11 protein-coding genes are annotated in these 19,116 nt (G+C 34.6%); 9 read left to right on the forward strand and 2 right to left on the reverse strand.

From position 1 onward, the window contains the following. The first annotated feature begins 380 nt into the window (after window positions 1-380). The 4 genes from GIY83_RS06255 to GIY83_RS06270 all read left to right on the forward strand — a co-directional run bounded on the left by GIY83_RS06255 (window position 381) and on the right by GIY83_RS06270 (window position 8,612). Window positions 381-2,639, forward strand: a complete 2,259-nt coding sequence (locus GIY83_RS06255; protein ID WP_208685768.1) for a TonB-dependent receptor — start codon at window positions 381-383, stop codon at window positions 2,637-2,639. Between the two features lie 10 nt (window positions 2,640-2,649). Continuing rightward, window positions 2,650-4,962 carry a glycoside hydrolase family 3 N-terminal domain-containing protein gene (locus tag GIY83_RS06260; RefSeq protein ID WP_208685770.1) on the forward strand — a complete coding sequence of 771 codons (2,313 nt, stop codon included), beginning with the start codon at window positions 2,650-2,652 and terminating at the stop codon, window positions 4,960-4,962. 284 nt (window positions 4,963-5,246) lie between these two features. After that, window positions 5,247-6,134 (forward strand): alpha/beta hydrolase, encoded by an 888-nt coding sequence (locus GIY83_RS06265; RefSeq protein ID WP_208685772.1) that lies wholly within the window; start codon window positions 5,247-5,249, stop codon window positions 6,132-6,134. A gap of 27 nt (window positions 6,135-6,161) precedes the next feature. Continuing rightward, window positions 6,162-8,612, forward strand: a complete 2,451-nt coding sequence (locus tag GIY83_RS06270) for a glycoside hydrolase family 3 N-terminal domain-containing protein (protein ID WP_208685774.1) — start codon at window positions 6,162-6,164, stop codon at window positions 8,610-8,612. A gap of 61 nt (window positions 8,613-8,673) precedes the next feature. Here the strand turns inward: GIY83_RS06270 and GIY83_RS06275 are convergent, their stop codons facing one another. Beyond that, a complete protein-coding gene (locus tag GIY83_RS06275) occupies window positions 8,674-9,546 on the reverse strand; it encodes a LysR substrate-binding domain-containing protein (RefSeq protein WP_208685776.1) in 873 nt (290 codons plus the stop codon). A gap of 96 nt (window positions 9,547-9,642) precedes the next feature. Here GIY83_RS06275 and GIY83_RS06280 point away from each other — a divergent pair, with 96 nt between their 5' ends. Next, a complete protein-coding gene (locus GIY83_RS06280; protein ID WP_208685778.1) occupies window positions 9,643-10,362 on the forward strand; it encodes an MBL fold metallo-hydrolase in 720 nt (239 codons plus the stop codon). Between the two features lie 202 nt (window positions 10,363-10,564). Here the strand turns inward: GIY83_RS06280 and GIY83_RS06285 are convergent, their stop codons facing one another. Beyond that, complete coding sequence (locus tag GIY83_RS06285) at window positions 10,565-11,167, reverse strand: RNA polymerase sigma factor (protein WP_208685781.1); 603 nt, start codon at window positions 11,165-11,167, stop codon at window positions 10,565-10,567. A 279-nt stretch (window positions 11,168-11,446) separates the two neighbouring features. Here GIY83_RS06285 and GIY83_RS06290 point away from each other — a divergent pair, with 279 nt between their 5' ends. The 4 genes from GIY83_RS06290 to GIY83_RS06305 all read left to right on the forward strand — a co-directional run bounded on the left by GIY83_RS06290 (window position 11,447) and on the right by GIY83_RS06305 (window position 19,066). Beyond that, window positions 11,447-12,604, forward strand: a complete 1,158-nt coding sequence (locus tag GIY83_RS06290; protein ID WP_208685782.1) for a FecR family protein — start codon at window positions 11,447-11,449, stop codon at window positions 12,602-12,604. 203 nt (window positions 12,605-12,807) lie between these two features. Continuing rightward, window positions 12,808-16,383 (forward strand): SusC/RagA family TonB-linked outer membrane protein, encoded by a 3,576-nt coding sequence (locus tag GIY83_RS06295; RefSeq protein ID WP_208685791.1) that lies wholly within the window; start codon window positions 12,808-12,810, stop codon window positions 16,381-16,383. 17 nt (window positions 16,384-16,400) lie between these two features. Beyond that, window positions 16,401-17,807 (forward strand): RagB/SusD family nutrient uptake outer membrane protein, encoded by a 1,407-nt coding sequence (locus GIY83_RS06300; protein WP_208685793.1) that lies wholly within the window; start codon window positions 16,401-16,403, stop codon window positions 17,805-17,807. Between the two features lie 65 nt (window positions 17,808-17,872). Continuing rightward, window positions 17,873-19,066: a TlpA disulfide reductase family protein gene (locus GIY83_RS06305; RefSeq protein ID WP_194616157.1), complete on the forward strand. Its 1,194-nt coding sequence runs from the start codon at window positions 17,873-17,875 to the stop codon at window positions 19,064-19,066. The last annotated feature ends 50 nt before the right edge of the window (window positions 19,067-19,116 follow it).

Consider the following 19,116-nt stretch of genomic DNA (forward strand, 5'->3'; position numbering starts at 1 on the left):
ATTAACTCCAAATTTAATCTTTTTAAAAGGTACAAGTCAAATCGTTTCAATTTTTTCTGACATTTTTTTGCCAACAACTGAAAATAAATTGATTAAAAAAAAATAAATTCCTGACTCATTTTTTTATTGGGACCAATTTAAGGTCACCATGACTTTAACCAATGATTTCAATACTTTACGCAAACGTGGTAGCTATTTTTTTTAGGTTTTAAAAGAACGCAATGATATGTCTTCTTTATTGTTTTTATGGGATTTATTAGGTAAATATAATGCGATTATGAAAATTATGGTGGTATTTATTTGTTGATATGAGAATTTGTTTTTAATATTGCTTCATAATGAAGCAATGAAATTATACTTACTTAAACTAACTACCACTTATGAAAAAAATGCTAATCTCAGTAATCTGTATGGCTGTTTTTCCAACTTTGGATGCCTATTCACAAAAAGATGAAAAACAGAAAAAAGCAGCAGATTCTATTAAAACGATCACCAAAATCGTAGAGACAGATACCAAAGAAGAAAAAAATAGAAACGTAATGCTTAATGCGGCTAATAACTCAGGTCCGCGTGATGTAAATATTGGATTACCATCGACTGTTGGCGGAATCACGATTCAGGAAAATGATTTACCGGTTGTGTATTATTTTTGGCCAGAATTGCCCAACAGAACCTGGAGACAAAGCAAGAGTTTAGGTCGCACAGGTTTACTCAAAATAGGAGAAGCTGCTATTACAACTGGAGATTTAGGTTTTGCGGTAAATTCATACACTAAAGTTGGAACTGACAAATTAGAAATTGTTGGTAATTTTTCAGGGTCAAGCTTTGGATGGATGAAAGGAGATCTTAATGTTTCCGGACCATTGGCAAAAGGCTGGTCGTATACGATGGGGGCTTATGCAAATTTTGATCCCAATTCTTTCGATTTAAAATTTGCTAACTATTCAGACCGAACTCAAATTTACAGAGCCGGATTAACCAAGAAATTTAATAACGGAAAAGGGCAAATTAGCTTTTTGTATAAATATGCAAACTCAGCTTCTTTAACAAACTATGCCGTTTTTAGATACAAAGAAGGCGGAAAAGTCGAAGAGTATAATGATTTTAAAATTGGCCGCGATTCGTATATCGTCAACGACGGAATCATGAAATTCAAAGATATCCTGACGGGCGAAACTAAATTTGCTGATATGGGCGGAAGTGATGCTGCAACAACTTCTCACACCTTTGATATCTTAGGAAATTATGATTTGGCAAACGATTGGAAATTCAATTTCTCGACTCGTTTCAGAACATCAAAAGCATCACAATTAATTGCTATTCCGTTAAGTATCTTTCAGGGAACAGCCACAGATAATTTTACATACGAAGCTACGGGTCAGCCCTATGTAGGAAATGTAAATTCGATGTTAGGATTGTATACTGACGGAACGCCAACAACAAGTTTTTTATCCCGATTTGAAATTAAGAAAAATGTTGAAAAACACAAATGGAGATTTGGACTATTAGAATATTACTATAATGTTGATCAGTTCACCTCAAGCCGTTCTTTCTTTAACCAGACTGTAAGTGCAAATCCCGACAAATTGGTTCGTAATACTCCGGGAGGGACTTCAAATACGGATGCTGACGGATTTTACAATTACAATGTTGGTGGAGAATATCATAATGGTTTCGAAAATAAATTATCAGGATATTTCTCTGATAACTGGACCGTTTCTGATCGTTTGACTTTAGCTTATGGTGTAAATTTAAGATACCACAAACTAAAAGGGGATTATTACCAAACAGCCAGAACTCCAAATTTAGTTTTTGACCCAAGTCAGAAATCGTATTTTGATAACAACTGGTTTCATTTAGGAGGTTCGATCAATGCTGTTTATAAAGTAACAAAAAGTGCCGGAATTTTAGCAGATTTCACCTATACCGAAAAAAATGGACAACTAGAGAGTTATTCAGGATCTGTGGCGCCCAATTTGGCTAAAACCAAAAGTCCTTTAGCTGCTTTTGGATTGTACTATAATCAGGATAAATTTAGTGTAGTTTCTCAGGCTACTTACTTGACCAGAAATAATTATCAGGCAAGACTGAATTTAGTGAATCCTGCAGACGGAAGTAAGTCAGAGGTAGCAACCGTTTTTTACGACATTCAGACTTTAGGCTGGACAACTGATATTGTAGCATCTCCGTTTAAAGGATTTAATCTTCATTATCTGATTACTTTTCAGGATCCGGTTTATAAAAATTATGATTTCTCTGCTTTTGGAAACAACTATTCGTATAACGATAAAAACGTATTGGAAATTTCTAAAGTATTGATGGAAATTGATCCAAGTTATACCTACAAAGATTTCAAGGTTTGGGCAAGTTTCCGTTATTTCAGCAAGCAATATGCAAATCTTACCAATGCGCTATTCTTTGCCCCAAGATGGGAAACCTTTGGTGGAGTAAATTACAAAATCAACGATCATTTTGATATTGGTTTAACAGCTGTAAACTTCTTAAACCAAACCGGTGCAAAAGGAGCCATCAGTGGCGCTGAATTAATTACAGATGCCTCTGCTTATTACGATCAGCTTTTGGTAGGATCTTACATTCGTCCGTTTACTTTAGAAGCTTCTCTTAATTTCAGATTCTAAAATTCGTATCATGAAAAAAATAATAATAACAGCCGGATTCGCTTTTTTGATTAGCGCAACAACACACGCGCAGCAAGAAAATTTTACGATTGTAAAAAATAATAAAGGTGCTGATTTGGGATATTCTCCCGAATCAGGCATCAAAATTATAACCGTTAGCGGCAAGAAATTTAAAGATTTAAATAAAAACGGAAAACTGGATAAGTATGAAGATTGGCGCCTTTCGGCAGATGAAAGAGCCAAAGATTTAGCTTCAAAAATGACTGTAGAACAAATTGCCGGATTAATGTTGTACAGTCGTCATCAGGCTTTACCGGCAGGAGTTTCAGGTTATAATGCCGGAACCTATAACGGAAAAGTTTTCCCGGAAAGTAATGCCAAAGCTTCAGATTTGACCGATCAGCAAAAAGCATTTTTGAAAGAAGATAATCTTCGTCATGTTTTGATTACAAGTGTGCAAAGTCCCGAAACGGCTGCTATATGGAATAATAATATGCAGGCGTTTGTAGAAGGAATTGGTTTAGGAATTCCGAGTAATACGAGTACAGATCCGCGTCATACCGCAAACGTAACATCTGAATTTAATGGTGGAGCAGGAGGAGAAATCTCGATGTGGCCTGATGGTTTAGGAATGGCATCGACTTTTGATCCAAAAATTGTAGAACAGTTTGGGCAAATTGCGGCTAAAGAATATCGTGCTTTGGGAATTGCAACGGCTTTATCACCGCAAATAGATTTAGGATCTGAGCCAAGATGGTACAGGATTTCGATGACCTTCGGCGAAAGCCCGGCTTTAACCAGAGATATGGGACGTGCTTATATTGACGGTTTTCAAACTTCGTACGGAAAGGACGAAATTAAAGATAGTTGGGGTTACAAAAGCGTGAACGCCATGGTAAAACACTGGCCTAGCGGAGGAGCTGAAGAAGGTGGTCGCGACGGACATTGGGCTTACGGAAAATTTGCCGTTTATCCGGGAAACAATTTGCAGCAACATATTGATCCTTTTGTAAATGGAGCTTTCAAACTAAAAGGAAAAACAAGCAAAGCCTCGGCAGTTATGCCCTATTATACAATCACTTTTGATCAGGATAAAAAATACAATGAAAATGTAGCCAACGGTTACAGCAAATATATCATTACCGATTTATTAAGAGATAAATATGGTTACGACGGAGTAGTTTGTACAGATTGGCTGGTAACTGGTGATGAGGGAAAAACACCCAATCTTTTTGCAGGAAAACCTTGGGGAGTTGAAAATCTTTCGATTGTAGAAAGACACTATAAAGCTATTGTTGCCGGAGTAGATCAGTTTGGAGGAAACAACGATAAAAAGCCAGTCTTGGAAGCGTACCAAATGGGAATCAAAGAATTTGCAGAACCTTTTATGAGGGCTCGTTTTGAAAGATCTGCTGTTCGATTATTAAAGAATATTTTCAGGGTTGGACTTTTTGAAAATCCGTATTTGAATGTTGCTGAGACAAAAGCAATTGTTGGAAATCCTGAGTTTATGAAAGCGGGTTATGAGGCTCAGTTAAAATCGGTTGTAATGTTAAAAAACAAAGCTTCGGTTCTTCCATTAAAAGAAAAGAAAACCGTTTTTATTCCGAAGATTTATACCGCTTCAACCAAAGACTGGTGGGGCGTTGCGAGTCAGCCAAAATTAGATTATCCTGTAAATTTAGATTTGGTTAAGAAGTATTACAATGTAACCGAAGATCCATCAAAAGCCGATTTTGCTATTGTTTTTGTTACGAGTCCGCAGAGTTTAGAAGGTGGTTATGATTTAAAAGACAGAACAAACGGAAGCAATGGTTATGTGCCAATTTCGCTTCAGTACGGAACCTACACAGCAACCGATGCAAGAGCAAAAAGTATCGCTGCCGGAGATCAGGTTATCGACCCAACCATTACAGACAGAACCTATAAAAACAAAACCGTTACCGTTACCAACACAATGGATTTGAGAACAATTCTCGATACCAGAGATATGATGAACGGAAAACCGGTTATTGTATCGGTAACAGCATCTAAACCTATGATTTTTAATGAATTTGAAAATCAAGTTGACGGAATTGTATTGAATTTCGGAGTTTCTACACAAGCGGTTTTAGATATCATTTCCGGAAAAAGAGAACCATCAGGATTGTTACCGGTGCAAATGCCGGCAAATATGGAAACGGTCGAAAAACAATTCGAAGATGTTCCTTTTGATATGGTTTCACATAAAGACAGCGAAGGAAATGTTTACGATTTTGCCTTTGGGTTGAATTGGAAAGGTGTTATTAAAGATGCCAGAACGGAAACTTATACGAAAGAATAGTTTAATCTCGCAAAGTTGCAAAGTTTTTTTCTCACTAGGATTGAGGTTTAATCTCGCAAAGTCGTAGAGTCGCAAAGATTTTATTTAATGTTAAAGATTAAAAAAAGAAGAAAATAAAAATTGTTTCGCTCAGATTCTGCAGATTTAAATTTGAAAATAAACAATCTGTGCTTGTCAGCTTAAATCGTTTAAAATCTGCGTGAAATAAAAAAAACTTAAAAAAAAACTTCGCGACTTTGCGAGATTAAATTAAACCATTAATTAAATGAAATACCACAAATCATATGAAAAATAAAATCACACTTTTATTTGCTTTTCTAATGCTTGTATCAACAACTGCAAAAGCGCAGGAAACAGTAAAACTATACGCCGGAAAAGCACCGGGATCTGAAAAATGGACACAAAAAGAAGCCCAAATGTATTCGGATCTTTTTAAAACTGAAGTAGTTTACAATGTAACAGATCCTTCATTATTAGTGTATCAAGTTCCAAAAGGAGTAAAAAATACAGGAACGGCAATTGTAATCGCTCCGGGCGGAGGTTTTCAAAGTTTATCGATTAACAGAGAAGGAAAAGAACTGGCTGAAATCTTAAGTAAAAAAGGAATCACAGCTTTTGTTTTAAAATACCGTTTGAATAAGACTGAAAGTAATGATCCGGCGAGAGAAATGATGGAGAAACTGAAAGACAGGGCTGCTTTCGAAAAAAACTCTCTGGCGACTATAAAATTAGCGGCACAAGACGGAAAAAATGCTTTAAAATATGTTCGTGACAATGCTTTAAAATACGTAATCGACACAAAAAAAGTGGGAATTATTGGGTTTTCGGCAGGAAGTACAGTTGCGATGGAAACAGTTCTGGAAAATACAGCAGATCAATTACCTGATTTTGTAGCCAATATTTACGGAGGTCCAAGACCGGAACTTTTAACGGTTGCAACGCCGGAGAAAAAGATTCCAATGTTTTTATGTGCAGCCAGCGATGATCAGTTAAAACTGGCACCAAGAAGTATTCAGATGTACAATAAATGGTTAGAAGCAGGACAAAGTGTCGAGCTTCACATGTACTCAAAAGGCGGACATGGTTTCGGCACAGGAAAACAAAATTTACCTGTAGATTCCTGGGAAACCCGTTTTGAAGAATGGTTGACATTGCAAGGATTTCTAAATTAATAAGAGACTATTTAAACTATCAATATTATGAAACATACACTTATAAAAACAGGAAAAATAACGCTGTTGACGGCTTTAGTACTTTCGAATTTATCCTGGAATAGCATTCCTAATGATGAAACAAATCCACCGGTTCTTACTGTTAAAGGATTTAAATTTTTCGATTTAAACAGAAATGGAAAATTAGATGTTTGGGAGGATACCCGCCTTTCTGTTGATCAAAGAATTGATGCCATCATCAAACAAATGACCAATGCCGAAAAAGTGGATCTTCTAATAGGAACCGGAATGCCTGGAATCGAAGTACTTACAGGTCCTGTAGGAGATTCTAAACAAGGTCTTGTTCCGGGAGCCGCTGGAGGAACTGCCGCTTTTGAGCGATTTGGGATTCCTGCAACTGTTGTAGCCGATGGTCCTGCCGGTTTAAGAATTGCATCAACAAGAGAAAATGACTCAAAGACCTACTATGCTACGGCATTTCCGGTAGGTACAGCTTTAGCTTCAACCTGGAATAAAGCACTTTTAGAAGAGGTTGGAAAAGCAATGGGGAATGAAGTAAAAGAATATGGGGTAGATGTTTTACTGGCACCGGCCCTGAACATTCAGAGAAACCCATTGAACGGAAGAAATTTTGAATATTATTCTGAAGATCCGTTGGTTTCTGGAAAAACAGCTGCCGCAATTGTTAACGGGATTCAGTCTCAGGGTGTAGGAACTTCTATCAAGCACTTTGCAGTAAATAATGAAGAAACCAATCGTTTGACAATTAATGCCCACGTTTCTGAAAGAGCCATTAGAGAAATCTATTTAAAAGGTTTTGAAATCACGGTAAAAGAAGCTCAGCCCTGGACCGTAATGTCGTCCTACAACAAACTAAATGGCACTTATACTTCTGATCGCAAAGATCTACTGACTCAGGTTTTGAGAAACGAATGGGGTTTTAAAGGAATTGTAATGACCGACTGGTTTGGAGGTTTTCCGGGTTTTGAGTCGATACAAAAAGGTTCAAACTCTGATGTGGTACAACAAATGATCGCTGGAAACGATCTTTTGATGCCGGGAATTCCGGTTCAGAAAAAGGCATTATTAGAAGCTTTAAACTCCGGTAAATTATCTCAGGAAGTAGCCAATACCAATGCAAAAAGAATTTTAGAATATATCTTTCGTACGCCTACTTTCGCAAAATACAAATACAGCGATAAACCTAATTTAGCTACAAATGCTCAAGTAACCAGAAATGCAGCAGCAGAAGGTATGGTGTTGCTTAAAAACACCAATAATACATTGCCATTTGCTGACAAGCAAAAAGAAGTTTCGGTATTTGGTGTTACTTCATATGCCTGGATTACTGGCGGAACAGGAAGCGGAAGCGTAAATAACAAACATACTGTTTCTCTTTTAGAAGGATTGACAGCAGCAGGTTACAAATTAGACAAAGAACTGGCTGATTTGTATACACCTCACGCCGAAAAAGAAGTGGTAGCCGAAAAAGAAAGAAGAAAAGCAAGAGGGATTTTGGCTTTGCCGGAAAGACTTTCTGAGATGAAAATGGACGATGGTTTTATCGCTAAAAAAGCAGCAAGTTCTGAAATCGCGTTTGTGACCTTAGGGAGAAATTCTGGAGAAGGTGGGGACAGAGTTGTCGATAATGATTTTAATATGGCAAATGAAGAGATTGAAATGTTAGACAAAATTTCAAAAGCTTTTCATGCAAAAGGGAAAAAAGTAGTGGTTATTTTAAATATTGGCGGCGTTATCGAAACAGCGTCCTGGAAAGACAAAGTTGATGCTATTTTATTGGCCTGGCAACCGGGTCAGGAAGGCGGACATTCTGTTGCAGATGTTGTTTCGGGAAAAATAAATCCATCAGGGAAACTGACGATGACTTTCCCTGTGAAATATTCAGATACACCCTCAGCGAAGAACTTCCCGGGAATTCCTGTAAATAATCCTAAAGAAGTAACCTATGAAGAAGGCGTTTATGTAGGATACCGTTATTTTAATACATTCAATGTAAAACCTTCTTACGAATTTGGTTTTGGATCGTCGTATACTTCATTTGATTATACCGATGTAAAATTAACTTCTCCAACTTTCAAGGATAAATTGACAGTTTCAGTAACCGTAAAAAATACAGGAAAAGTGGCGGGAAAAGAAGTGGTTCAGCTTTATGTAGCAGCGCCATCAAAATCGATTGATAAACCAAGAGAAGAATTAAAAGCATTTGCAAAAACAAAAGATCTAAAACCGGGAGAAAGCCAAACGCTGCAACTGACTTTATCTTCTAAAGATTTAGCTTCATTTTTAGAAAATAAAAGTGCCTGGATTGCAGAAGCAGGAACCTATAAAGTGTTGGTTGGCGCATCGTCTTTAGACATTAAAAAATCAGCTGAATTTTCAGTAGCAAAAGAAATTACAGTAGAAAAAGTGAAGAAATCTTTCGAATTAGATTCGAAGTTTACTGAACTTAAACCGTAATTATTAGTTAATTATTGTTAGTAAAAAAGCCTTTGAAACAATTGTTTGAAAGGCTTTTTTTTTAAACCAGTGATTTCAAAATATCCAGAAACATCTTCACCGCTTTCTTTTCATAAACTTCTTTTATCGAAATAATCATAGCCGTTCGCGTCATATTTTTTCCTTCAATTGGAATACACGAAATTCCTTTTTCGTTTTTGATAGTCGCCTGAGTAAGGATGGTATACCATTTTCCACTTTTTACAAGTTCTAATAAGGTGGGAATATCATTGATTTCGATCGCCACTTTTGGGTGTAACTTATTTTTATCAAAAGCTTCACTAATAAACTGTGTTGTGCTGTATCCTTTTGAAGGAAGTGCAAGAGAAAGCCGGCTTATTTCTTTTAATGAAATTGACATTTTATTTTTTAAAGCCGATTCTGTCGAAGTAACCAAAGTCATGGGCGAGGTAAAAAGTGCCTGGTATTTAAAATGATTTTCGGTGATGATTTCTTCGAAAGTTAGAATGACATCCAATTCAAAATGGTTCAGTTTTTCGATCAGTTCCTTCGAAGTTCCAAAAACAATTTTGAACTCTATTTCAGGATACTGATTGGCGAATTCAATGACTGTTTGGGTTAGTATATCGCGTAAAGCATAAGTAACGCCAATAGCAATTTTTCCGGTATTCAGATTGTTTAAGTCTTTTAATAATGCAAACCCTTCATTGGCTTTACTAATACTTTGCAAGGCAAAACCGGAGAATAATTCTCCAGCTTCAGTTAAGGTAATTCGCTTGCCAATTCGGTTAAAAAGCGAAATTTGCAATTCATCTTCGAGTTGTTTGATCTGTTGCGATAAAGTACTCTGGCTAATGTTTAAAGCAATTGCAGCCTCGGTAAAGTTGAGTAATTCTTTGGCTTTAAGGAAATATTTAAGTTGTCTGAGTTCCATGTTTTAAATCGGTTTTATCGATTGATTCTATCGAAAAATAAGGTTTTACAAATATAGAAATTCTTTAGACCTTTGTAGAAATAATGAACAAGTAAAATGAAAATAATACCACTACAGGAAGGAAATTATGTTGTAAACAGTGAGAAAGAATTTAAACTCATCAATGAATTTCCTTTAGATTCAGGACTTAAAATGGCCATTCAGCCTTTTTTGATCATTACTCAACATGATTATATACTACTGGATTTAGGTTTGGCATTCAACAAAAACGGAAAGCCTTTTATTCATCATTTGCTGCAAACTCACAATATACTACCGGAACAAATTACAAAAGTTCTGATTTCGCATTTTCATAAAGATCATATCGAAGGAATTGGTTATTTTGATGGAGATACTTTTATTCAAAATTTTCCAAACGCCATAATTTATATGCAGGAAAGAGAACTTGATTTTGCTTTAACCCAACAACATCCTTCTTATAATCTGGATATACTCAATCAATTTAAATTGTTTCCTAATGTTGAATTCCTTGAGGATGATAAAGGTGAAATAACCAATGAGATTTTCTATGAAGTTTCTGGAGGACATTCGCCATTTCACCAGGTTTTCTGGATTAAGGAAAATAACGGGATTACCTTTTACGGAGCGGATGATTTGCCACAGGAAGCGTATCTAAAAATGCATGTAGCTTATAAGACAGATTATAACGGTAAACGCGCCATGGAATCAAGAAAAAAATGGGAACAGGAAGCTAAAGAAGGACATTGGAAAGTGCTTTTGTATCATGATATGAAAAAGCCTGTTTTGGAATTTTAAATTTTTTTATAAAGAATAAAGAGAATAGAAAAAAGAGGATAGAAAAAAGATGTTTTCTGAACAACGCTATGTGAATTTATATAAAGTGAAACGCCTTTTTTAAGTTACAAAATCCTATGTTTCTATGTGTTTTAAAAAAAAAAACACTGCTAATTACAAAGAATAAATAAATAAAAAAGGATGTTCGTTAGAGTATCCTTTTTTAGTTTAATTTCAGTTTTTTTCTTTTTCGAAATAATATAAACAAAACACTTCTTACTTTTTCTTCTAATGAAGATCGCAGAATCGAGAATGCTTTTGTAATCTGGGCTTCGACCGTTTTTATTGAAACATCAAGATGTTCGGCAATTTCGATATTGGTTAAGCCTTCTTTTTTACTTAAAATAAAAACCTCTTTGCATTTTGGCGGAAGGTTTTGAATCTCTCTGTTGACCACATTCAAAACACGCTGAAATGACTCGGAATCTTCTTCCTGAATAACCGAATTTAAAGCGTCGTAATATGATTTTTCTAATGAAAACAGAGATTGATTCTTTCGATACAAATCAATGAATTCGTTGTAGACTAATTTGTAAAGGAAACTTTTTAAAGCATGATCGGGTTTTAATCTTGTGCGCTGTTCCCAAACTTTAATAAAAACATTCTGCACGATATCTTCGGCACTATAAATGTTTTTTACCAGACTATTGGCATACACACAAAGTTTATGATGATAAGTATCGATAAGATAGTTATATGCGCTTTCATCTCCTTTACTAAGAGACTCAATTAATTTGGCATTATCTTTATAATCATCAATCTTCATAGAAACAAATATATAAATTAATAGTTTTTAAGGTCTAAATACACGCTTTATTTCGCCAAATAGAGCTTTTTTATCCTTTTCTATTTGAAAATTATTACAAATAAAAAGAAGCAAAAAGGCAAAGATAAAAACATTTACTATTCTAGTTCTATGAAATTAGTATAGTTATTGAAAGAAAAAGACTTGTGAAAAATAAAAAATTCATCAAAATGAAAAAAACTTTATCAAATTGTTAGGGTTTTGTTTTTTAGCTTCGTAATAATATTAAAAACAAGTAAAATGACAGTGAAAAAGTCAGACCGATTAATTGTTAAGTTTATCACAAATCAGGCAAGTAAGGACGAAATTGAGACCTTAACTGAGTGGCTTAAAGAAGAGGAGAATCAAATTGTATTTAAGGAATTTGTAAAAACAAATTACGCAATTGATGCTGCAATGTACACTTTTGATTCAACCGAAGTTAAAAAACAACTAATAGAAACAATCCGAAAAGAAAATAACGTTTTTCAGAAAAAAAGATTTTCATCGTATTACAAATATGCGGCAATTTTGATTTTGGCTTTAGGAGGATTTTATTTTTATCAAAATTCAAATTTATTTCATGCTAACCAAAATGTGATTGTTCCCAGACAAGATGATATTGTTTTACAGTCAGGTAATGAATCGGCAGAAACAATAGATACTTCTGAAACACGTGATGTAATAGACAAAGACGGAAAAGTAATTGGAAAACAGGAGAAAAACAGATTGGTGTATTTCAATACGGATTCAAATTCAAATAAAAAATTGGTTTACAATACTTTGAAAATCCCCTACGGTAAAAAGTTCGAAGTTCAATTATCAGATGGTACAGTTGTGTATTTAAATGCAGGAACATCATTACGATATCCTGTTCAGTTCGTAAAAAATCAAAGTCGTCAGGTGTATCTCACCGGCGAAGCTTTTTTTGAAGTATCAAAAGATAAAGCACATCCGTTTACAGTAAATGCACCAAAAGTGAATGTAGAAGTTCTGGGAACTAAGTTTAATGTGAACTCGTATGTAGAAGATGCAAGCACTAATGTTGTTTTGGTAGAGGGGAAAGTGTCGCTTTATAAAGATAAAAAAACAACAGACAATCAGTTTTACCTCACTCCGGGGTTAAAAGGTTCGAGTATCAGAGGACAGCAAAAAATCATAACCGAATCTGTAAATACAGATTATTACACAGCTTGGGTAAAAGGAAGCTTAGTATTTAAAAATGCATCTTTTGATGCGATTATCAAAACACTCGAACGTCGTTACAATGTCACTTTTATCAATAAAAATAAAACACTGGGCAAAGAAATTTTTAACGCCCGTTTTGACAATGAACCTATCGAAGTCGTTCTAAAATATTTCAGCGATAGTTATGCTATTGATTATAAGATAAATGAAGATCAGATTACTATTAAGTAGAGAGGTGTTAAGAGAATAGAGTTAAGAGAATAGAATAAAGAGAATAGAAGCAGGAATCTAAAATAAAAACCGCCTATGTAACAAAAACATCCAGAAAACAAGGATCGTTATTTAGAAAAAAACCGGAAAATGCGCCAACATTTCCCGGTATAATAAAATGCGATCAGTACACTAACCAACCACAATTAAAAACATTTAAAAGTATGAAAAAACTATTGAACAAAATCAGGTTCGACAAGCCTTTTTTGAAATTTGATTTGAAGATGAAATTGACTACACTATTTTTATTTACCACACTGACAGTTATGCAGGCGGGAGTTTCGTATTCTCAGAAAGCAAAAATGTCATTGAATGCCAGCGACATGACCGTTGGGAAAGTCATTGAGAAACTTGAATATACTACAGATTATAGATTTGTTTATAATGTAAGATCAGTAGATTTAGATCGAAAAATAGACATTAGGCTGAATGATGTTTCTATAGAAACGATTCTAAATAAGATTTTTAAAAATACGGGAACTGATTATAAAATTTCAGGATCTCATATTATTCTAACGCCTAAAAAAACATCAGAAACGCTACAGGCTGTTGCTGAAAAACCAGTTGCAGATTTTATTGTAAAAGGTAAAGTAACGGATGAAAAAGGAAATCCTCTAGTGGGAGCAGCAATTTCTGATAATGGCTCGGGAAATGGTGTTCAGACAGATTTTAATGGTGACTATCAGATTATTGCCGTTGGGAGCGAAACAACTTTAGCCTTTGCTTATTTAGGATATGTAAGACAAGAAATAAAAGTAGCCGGCAGAGCTGTAATCAATGTGGTTCTTAAGGAAGAAACACTTCAATTAGGAGAAATAGTATTAACTACAGGTTATCAGAATATTTCGGCTGAAAAAGCAACGGGATCATTCTCAAATTTAAAAGCAAAAGATTTTGCCGAGCAGCGTTTAAGCAGTTTAGATAAAATATTAGAAGGACGTATTGTAGGTTACCAGAATGGAAAAATTCGTGGTACAACTTCTATGAATGGTTTAACAACTCCATTATATGTAATAGACGGTTTCCCGATAGAGAACACAAAGTATGATGAAAATTTTCGCTTATCGGAAAATCTTCCCAACTTAAACTTAGAAGATATTGAAACGATTACAGTTTTGAAAGATGCAGCAGCGTCTTCTATTTATGGTGCGCGTGCAGCAAATGGTGTTGTTGTAATTACAACTAAAAAGGCCAAAGCAGGAAAAACAAATATTTCGTTTTCAAGCAATTTAACAGTGACTCCCTATAGAAATTATACCGGAAATCTTACAGATGCAGGTGATATTATTGGTCTGGAAAGAGGTTGGGCAGATGCAAACCCAAGTTTAAAAGGTGCAAATGCAAGTACTTATGCAAAATCTTTGTTAAGCAATGCAGTATTTACAAGTCAGGGAATGCAAACGCTGTTAAATGGTTATGCAGGAAATATTTCTCAAACTGATATGAATAATCGTTTAAATCAATTGGGTTCGCAAGGATACAGATATTATGATGATATCGCGAAATATGCAAAACGTGATCAATACTTTATTCAGCACAACGTAAGTTTAGGCAAAGCAACTGAATCAAATACGTTTAATGCATCGTTAACTTATAAAGGAAATAAATTTGAAGACCGTTATTCTGATAACCAATCTGTTGGAATCAATTTAAAAAATTCAACAGATATTACAAGCTGGTTATCTTTAGATTTAGGTACTTATATCAATTATGGCGAAAGTGATACACAAACATATAATGCTTTAACTCAAAAAAGTTATAAAGCTCAGATGTACAATCAATTGGTAAATAATGATGGATCAAATTTTACTTCTACAGCAGCATCACGATATAATAATTTTACACTTCAATCCATGAATACATATGGTCTTTATAACATGGATATTACACCAATGGATGAATTGGGTAATAATATAAATAAAACTAAAAGCTTTTTAAATAGAACTTTTGCAAAATTTAATGTAAAATTCAATAAAGCACTTACGTATAATGCAATGTTCCAGTACGAATATGGTGTAGATCGTGGTAATTTATTAAGCGATAAAGAATCTTTTTATGTTAGATCTAAAGTAAATGGTTTAGTGACTATTGCTAATAACAAAGCCGTTTATAATTTGCCTTATGGTGACATTTTAAAAGAATCAAATCAATTTACGAATGCTTACAACTTCCGTCAGCAATTAAATTTTGATAAGACTTTTAATAATGTTCATGATGTAACAGCCATTGCAGGTATGGAAATTCGCCACTCAAAAGTAGAATACAGTAATAAAACACGTTACGGCTGGGACGACCAAACTTTGTCATACGCACCGGTAAATCAGGCTGATTTGTTAAAAGTGTACGGAACTGTTTTTTCAGGTTCAATGGGAATTAATGATTTTGCGGCAGATCGTGAATTTGTAAACCGTTATGTTTCTTTTTACGGAACAGGAGGTTATACTTATGACAAAAGATATTCAGTAACAGGAAGTTTACGTTGGGATCGTTCTAACCTTTGGGGTACCGACAATAAATATCAAAATAAACCAACCTGGTCTACAGGAGCAGCGTGGAATATTGACAAAGAATCGTTTTTTAATGTTGATTGGATAAATTCACTTAAACTTCGTGGTTCCTATGGTATTGGTGGAAACGTTGCCAAAGATGCTGCACCTTATTTAACCGCTAGCTATTATGCCAATCCAAACGTAGGAGGAAATCAGGGATATGTTAATTCGAGACCAAATCCTGAATTATCCTGGGAAAAAACAACAACAACCAATATAGGTTTAGATTTTTCATTCTTCAACAATAGATTAAGCGGAACTTTTGATGTTTACAACAAAAAAGGGCAGGATTTATTAGCAAGCAGTAACGGAGTTCCAACAGAAGGATTTGGTTATTCTACCTATAGAATAAACAATGGAGAAATGACCAACAAAGGTATCGAAGCTACTTTAAGAGGAACAATTGTAAAAACAGCTTCTTTCTCTTGGGATGCCTCGGTTTTATATGCCTATAACAAAAACAAAGTCGATTACGTAAAAGTAGCAGCTCCGGTATATTACCTACAGTTAGATTATCCATCTGCTTATCCTAGAGTAGGTAACGATTATAATACTATTTACGGTTATAAATGGGCAGGTTTAAATGAGAAAGGTTTACCTCAGGTTTATAATGCAAAAGGCGAAAAAACAATTTACAATCCATCTGATTTAAATGCAATTCAGGATTATGGCTCAACCGTACCAACACACAGCGGTTCGTTTCATACAGCTGTATACTATAAAAATTTCTCACTCTCGGCATTGTTTATTTATGAGTTAGGTCATAAAATAAGAAATACATTTTTACCAATGTTAGAAAATAATTATTCTAGCGGATTAGGTACTTATGTAACAGATATCACAACTGTAAATAAAAATATAGTAAACCGTTGGCAAAAACCAGGTGACGAGGCTTTTACTAATATACCTCGTGCGGTATACGAATATGAATCAGATTATATTTCAGATTCTCGTGACATTTATCGTTATGCAGATATCAATATTCTTGATGCTTCAAATATTAGATTGAGCAATGTTTCTTTAGCGTATAGATTGCCTTCTGCGGTTCTAAAAACAGTAAAATTACAAGATGTACGTTTCAATCTGAATGCCGAAAATGTTTTTACTATAGCTAAAAGCAGAGATGCTAAATATCTTTTAAATGGCTTTCAATCTCCAAGTTTAGTTTTTGGTGTAAACATTAATTTCTAATTTAAAAAGACTATACTATGAAAAATATATATATAAACATACTATGCATTTTAGCATTAGGATTGGTTTTAGCATCTTGCGAGAATTATTTAGATGACGCGCCAAAAGGATCTAAAATACCAACAACTTTGGCAGATTATGAAGCTTTTATGCGTGATGAATACACGAACCAAAGTGTAGATGCTGCGCAAGCATTAAATTTGATGAACGATAAATTTATCGATATCGCCACTTTGGCTGCAGAGCGTTTGACTAAAGCCAATTATATGTGGGATGAAACTGCAGACCGTATCGAATTAAAACAGTCAGACGAAAGATTGTATTACGGGCAGTATTCAGGAATTTCAACCTTCAATTTGATTATTGAAAATGCTTTAACAACAACTGAAGCAACTGAAGATCAAAAACGAGCGGTTTGGGCCGAGGCAAAAATTTTACGTGCTATGTCTTACTATAATCTGGTTAATTTTTATGCAGATACGTATGATGCATCAACAGCAGGGACAAAGTTATCAGTACCACTAATTACAAGCGCCGATATTAATGCACCAAGCAAGCAAGTAACCATTCAGGAACTCTATAATTTTATTTTGAATGATGTAAAAGAAGCTTTGCCCTATTTACCTAAAGTTTCGCAAACGGCTTTGCATCCAAATTTAGGAGCAGGGTATGCTTTTTATTCACGTGTTTTCTTGCAAATGAGTAATTATACCGAGGCTTTAAAATATGCAAATTTGGCTTTGGCTGAAAACAATAAACTATTTGATTGGAATGCTTATTATATTGCTAATAAAACGATAATTGACCTTCCAAATTCTTATACTAATACGCCATCCCCAATGGGATATGATTATGTTGAGAATTATACTTTTCGTCATGGAGCTACAACTTATTTATCTACAGAATTTAGTATTCCGGTAGAGCGTGCACAGCGTTTTGAAGTTGGAGATGTTCGTTTTAAATCACGTTGGAAAATCAGAACGGTTGGTATTGAAACGTACTACAGAAGAACCTTGTCTGGTATGTTTAATTACGGTGGAATTACAACTGTTGAAGTTTATTTGATTAAAGCAGAATGTTTGGCTCGTGCAGGACAAATAAGCGATGCCCTGACTGCATTAAATACAGTACGTAAAACTCGTATTGAGCCATCATCGTATCAGGATATTGTAACTGCAGATAAAACGACTGCTTTGAATGCTATTTTTAAAACTAAAAATAATGAGCTTATCCTGACATTAATTCCTTTTGCAGATGCGCGCCGTTTAAATGCCGAAGGTATTTATAAAGTAAGTTTCTCAAAAGTAGATGCGGGAACAACGTATACTTTATCATCAACGTCTCATTTATGGACAATGCCATTTCCTCAGGGCGCTACTAAAAACCCAGGAAACGGAACGATAACTCAAAACGTAGCCAAATAAAACCTCAAAAGCTTCCTGATTAGAAATTCCGAAAGGGAAGCTTTTTCTAAAAATATCAATCAAAAATGAATACAATTAAATATAAAATATTCGGATTATGTCTGGGTTTGTCGCTGGTTTCGTATACCAATCAGGCACAGGCTAAAAAAGCAATTTCGCAATCCTATACCCTTCAAGGAAGTATAAAAGGTCTGCAAGACGGAACCACAATTGAGTTAATTCCCGGTGCAACACATTCATCAGAAGCTGCAGTTGCCCAAACAACAAGTAAAGACGGCAAGTTTAGCTTTACAGGAAAATTAAAAGAACCACGTTTATTTTATATTTCGTTTGGAAAAAACAAAGGATATATTCCGGTTCTGGTCGAAAATGCTAAAATAAAAGTAACTGCCGAAGCAGAAATTTCAAAAAAAGAAGATCAAAAAATCGAGTTTAAAAATGAAATCATAACAGGATCAAAATCAAATGATTATTTCAAAAAAGAAACTGCTTTTAGAGAAGAACTAAATAACGATTACGTTGCCTATCATAAAGGTACTGAGGAGCTTTCAAAATTATATTCGAAAGCAAGAACAACAGGCAACAAAAAACAAATGGATTCTATTGGAAATACTCCGGAATGGAAAAAATTTGAAGCAGATGAAAAAGCTTTTTTTGCAAAAGTACAATCAAGTTCAGAAAATTTGATTTCCAAACATAAAGCAACCTGGTGGGGACCGTTTTTTATGATGACGCAATACAGTTATTTCACACCAGATCAAAAAACCGTTTTTGCACAATTCTCAGAAACGGCTCAAAAAAGTTATTATGGACAATTGGTAGACAAAGAGGTAAATCCTAAATCGTTGGTAGGTACAAATGTTTCCAATTTTACATTGAATGATAAAGACGGAAAAGGATTTAATGTCAAAGATATTATCGCGGGCAAAAAATACATTCTAATTGATTTTTGGGCAAGCTGGTGCGCACCTTGCCGTAAAGAAATTCCAAACCTAAAAACAGCTTACACAACTTATTCAGACAAAGGTTTTGAAATTCTAAGCATCTCAATCGACAAAGATCAAAAAGCCTGGCAAAAAGCATTAGGGCAGGAAAATATGCAATGGCATAATCTTTTAGATGACAATAAAGTAAGTAATGCATTTAATGTAAAAACCATTCCAGCCACCTATTTAGTTGATAGTAAAGGTGTAATTATTAGCGACAATTTAAGGGGGGAAGCATTAGAAGAAAAATTGAAAGAATTATTGAAATCTTAATTTATTAAAAATTGAGAATTAAAAATTTCAAGTGCCATATAGCTATTTGA

Origin of the sequence: Flavobacterium sp. SLB02 (genome assembly GCF_009664855.1) — a bacterium.
Classification (GTDB): Bacteria; Bacteroidota; Bacteroidia; order Flavobacteriales; family Flavobacteriaceae; genus Flavobacterium.

Excerpts from the sequence above, each read along its gene's own strand:
- GIY83_RS06305 (WP_194616157.1), top strand. The coding sequence starts at position 17,873 with ATGAATACAATTAAATATAAAATATTCGGATTATGTCTGGGTTTGTCG.
- GIY83_RS06265 (WP_208685772.1), top strand. The coding sequence starts at position 5,247 with ATGAAAAATAAAATCACACTTTTATTTGCTTTTCTAATGCTTGTATCA.
- GIY83_RS06255 (WP_208685768.1), top strand. The coding sequence starts at position 381 with ATGAAAAAAATGCTAATCTCAGTAATCTGTATGGCTGTTTTTCCAACT.
- GIY83_RS06270 (WP_208685774.1), top strand. The coding sequence starts at position 6,162 with ATGAAACATACACTTATAAAAACAGGAAAAATAACGCTGTTGACGGCT.
- GIY83_RS06280 (WP_208685778.1), top strand. The coding sequence starts at position 9,643 with ATGAAAATAATACCACTACAGGAAGGAAATTATGTTGTAAACAGTGAG.
- GIY83_RS06285 (WP_208685781.1), bottom strand. The coding sequence starts at position 11,167 with ATGAAGATTGATGATTATAAAGATAATGCCAAATTAATTGAGTCTCTT.
- GIY83_RS06300 (WP_208685793.1), top strand. The coding sequence starts at position 16,401 with ATGAAAAATATATATATAAACATACTATGCATTTTAGCATTAGGATTG.
- GIY83_RS06290 (WP_208685782.1), top strand. The coding sequence starts at position 11,447 with ATGACAGTGAAAAAGTCAGACCGATTAATTGTTAAGTTTATCACAAAT.
- GIY83_RS06295 (WP_208685791.1), top strand. The coding sequence starts at position 12,808 with ATGAAAAAACTATTGAACAAAATCAGGTTCGACAAGCCTTTTTTGAAA.
- GIY83_RS06275 (WP_208685776.1), bottom strand. The coding sequence starts at position 9,546 with ATGGAACTCAGACAACTTAAATATTTCCTTAAAGCCAAAGAATTACTC.
- GIY83_RS06260 (WP_208685770.1), top strand. The coding sequence starts at position 2,650 with ATGAAAAAAATAATAATAACAGCCGGATTCGCTTTTTTGATTAGCGCA.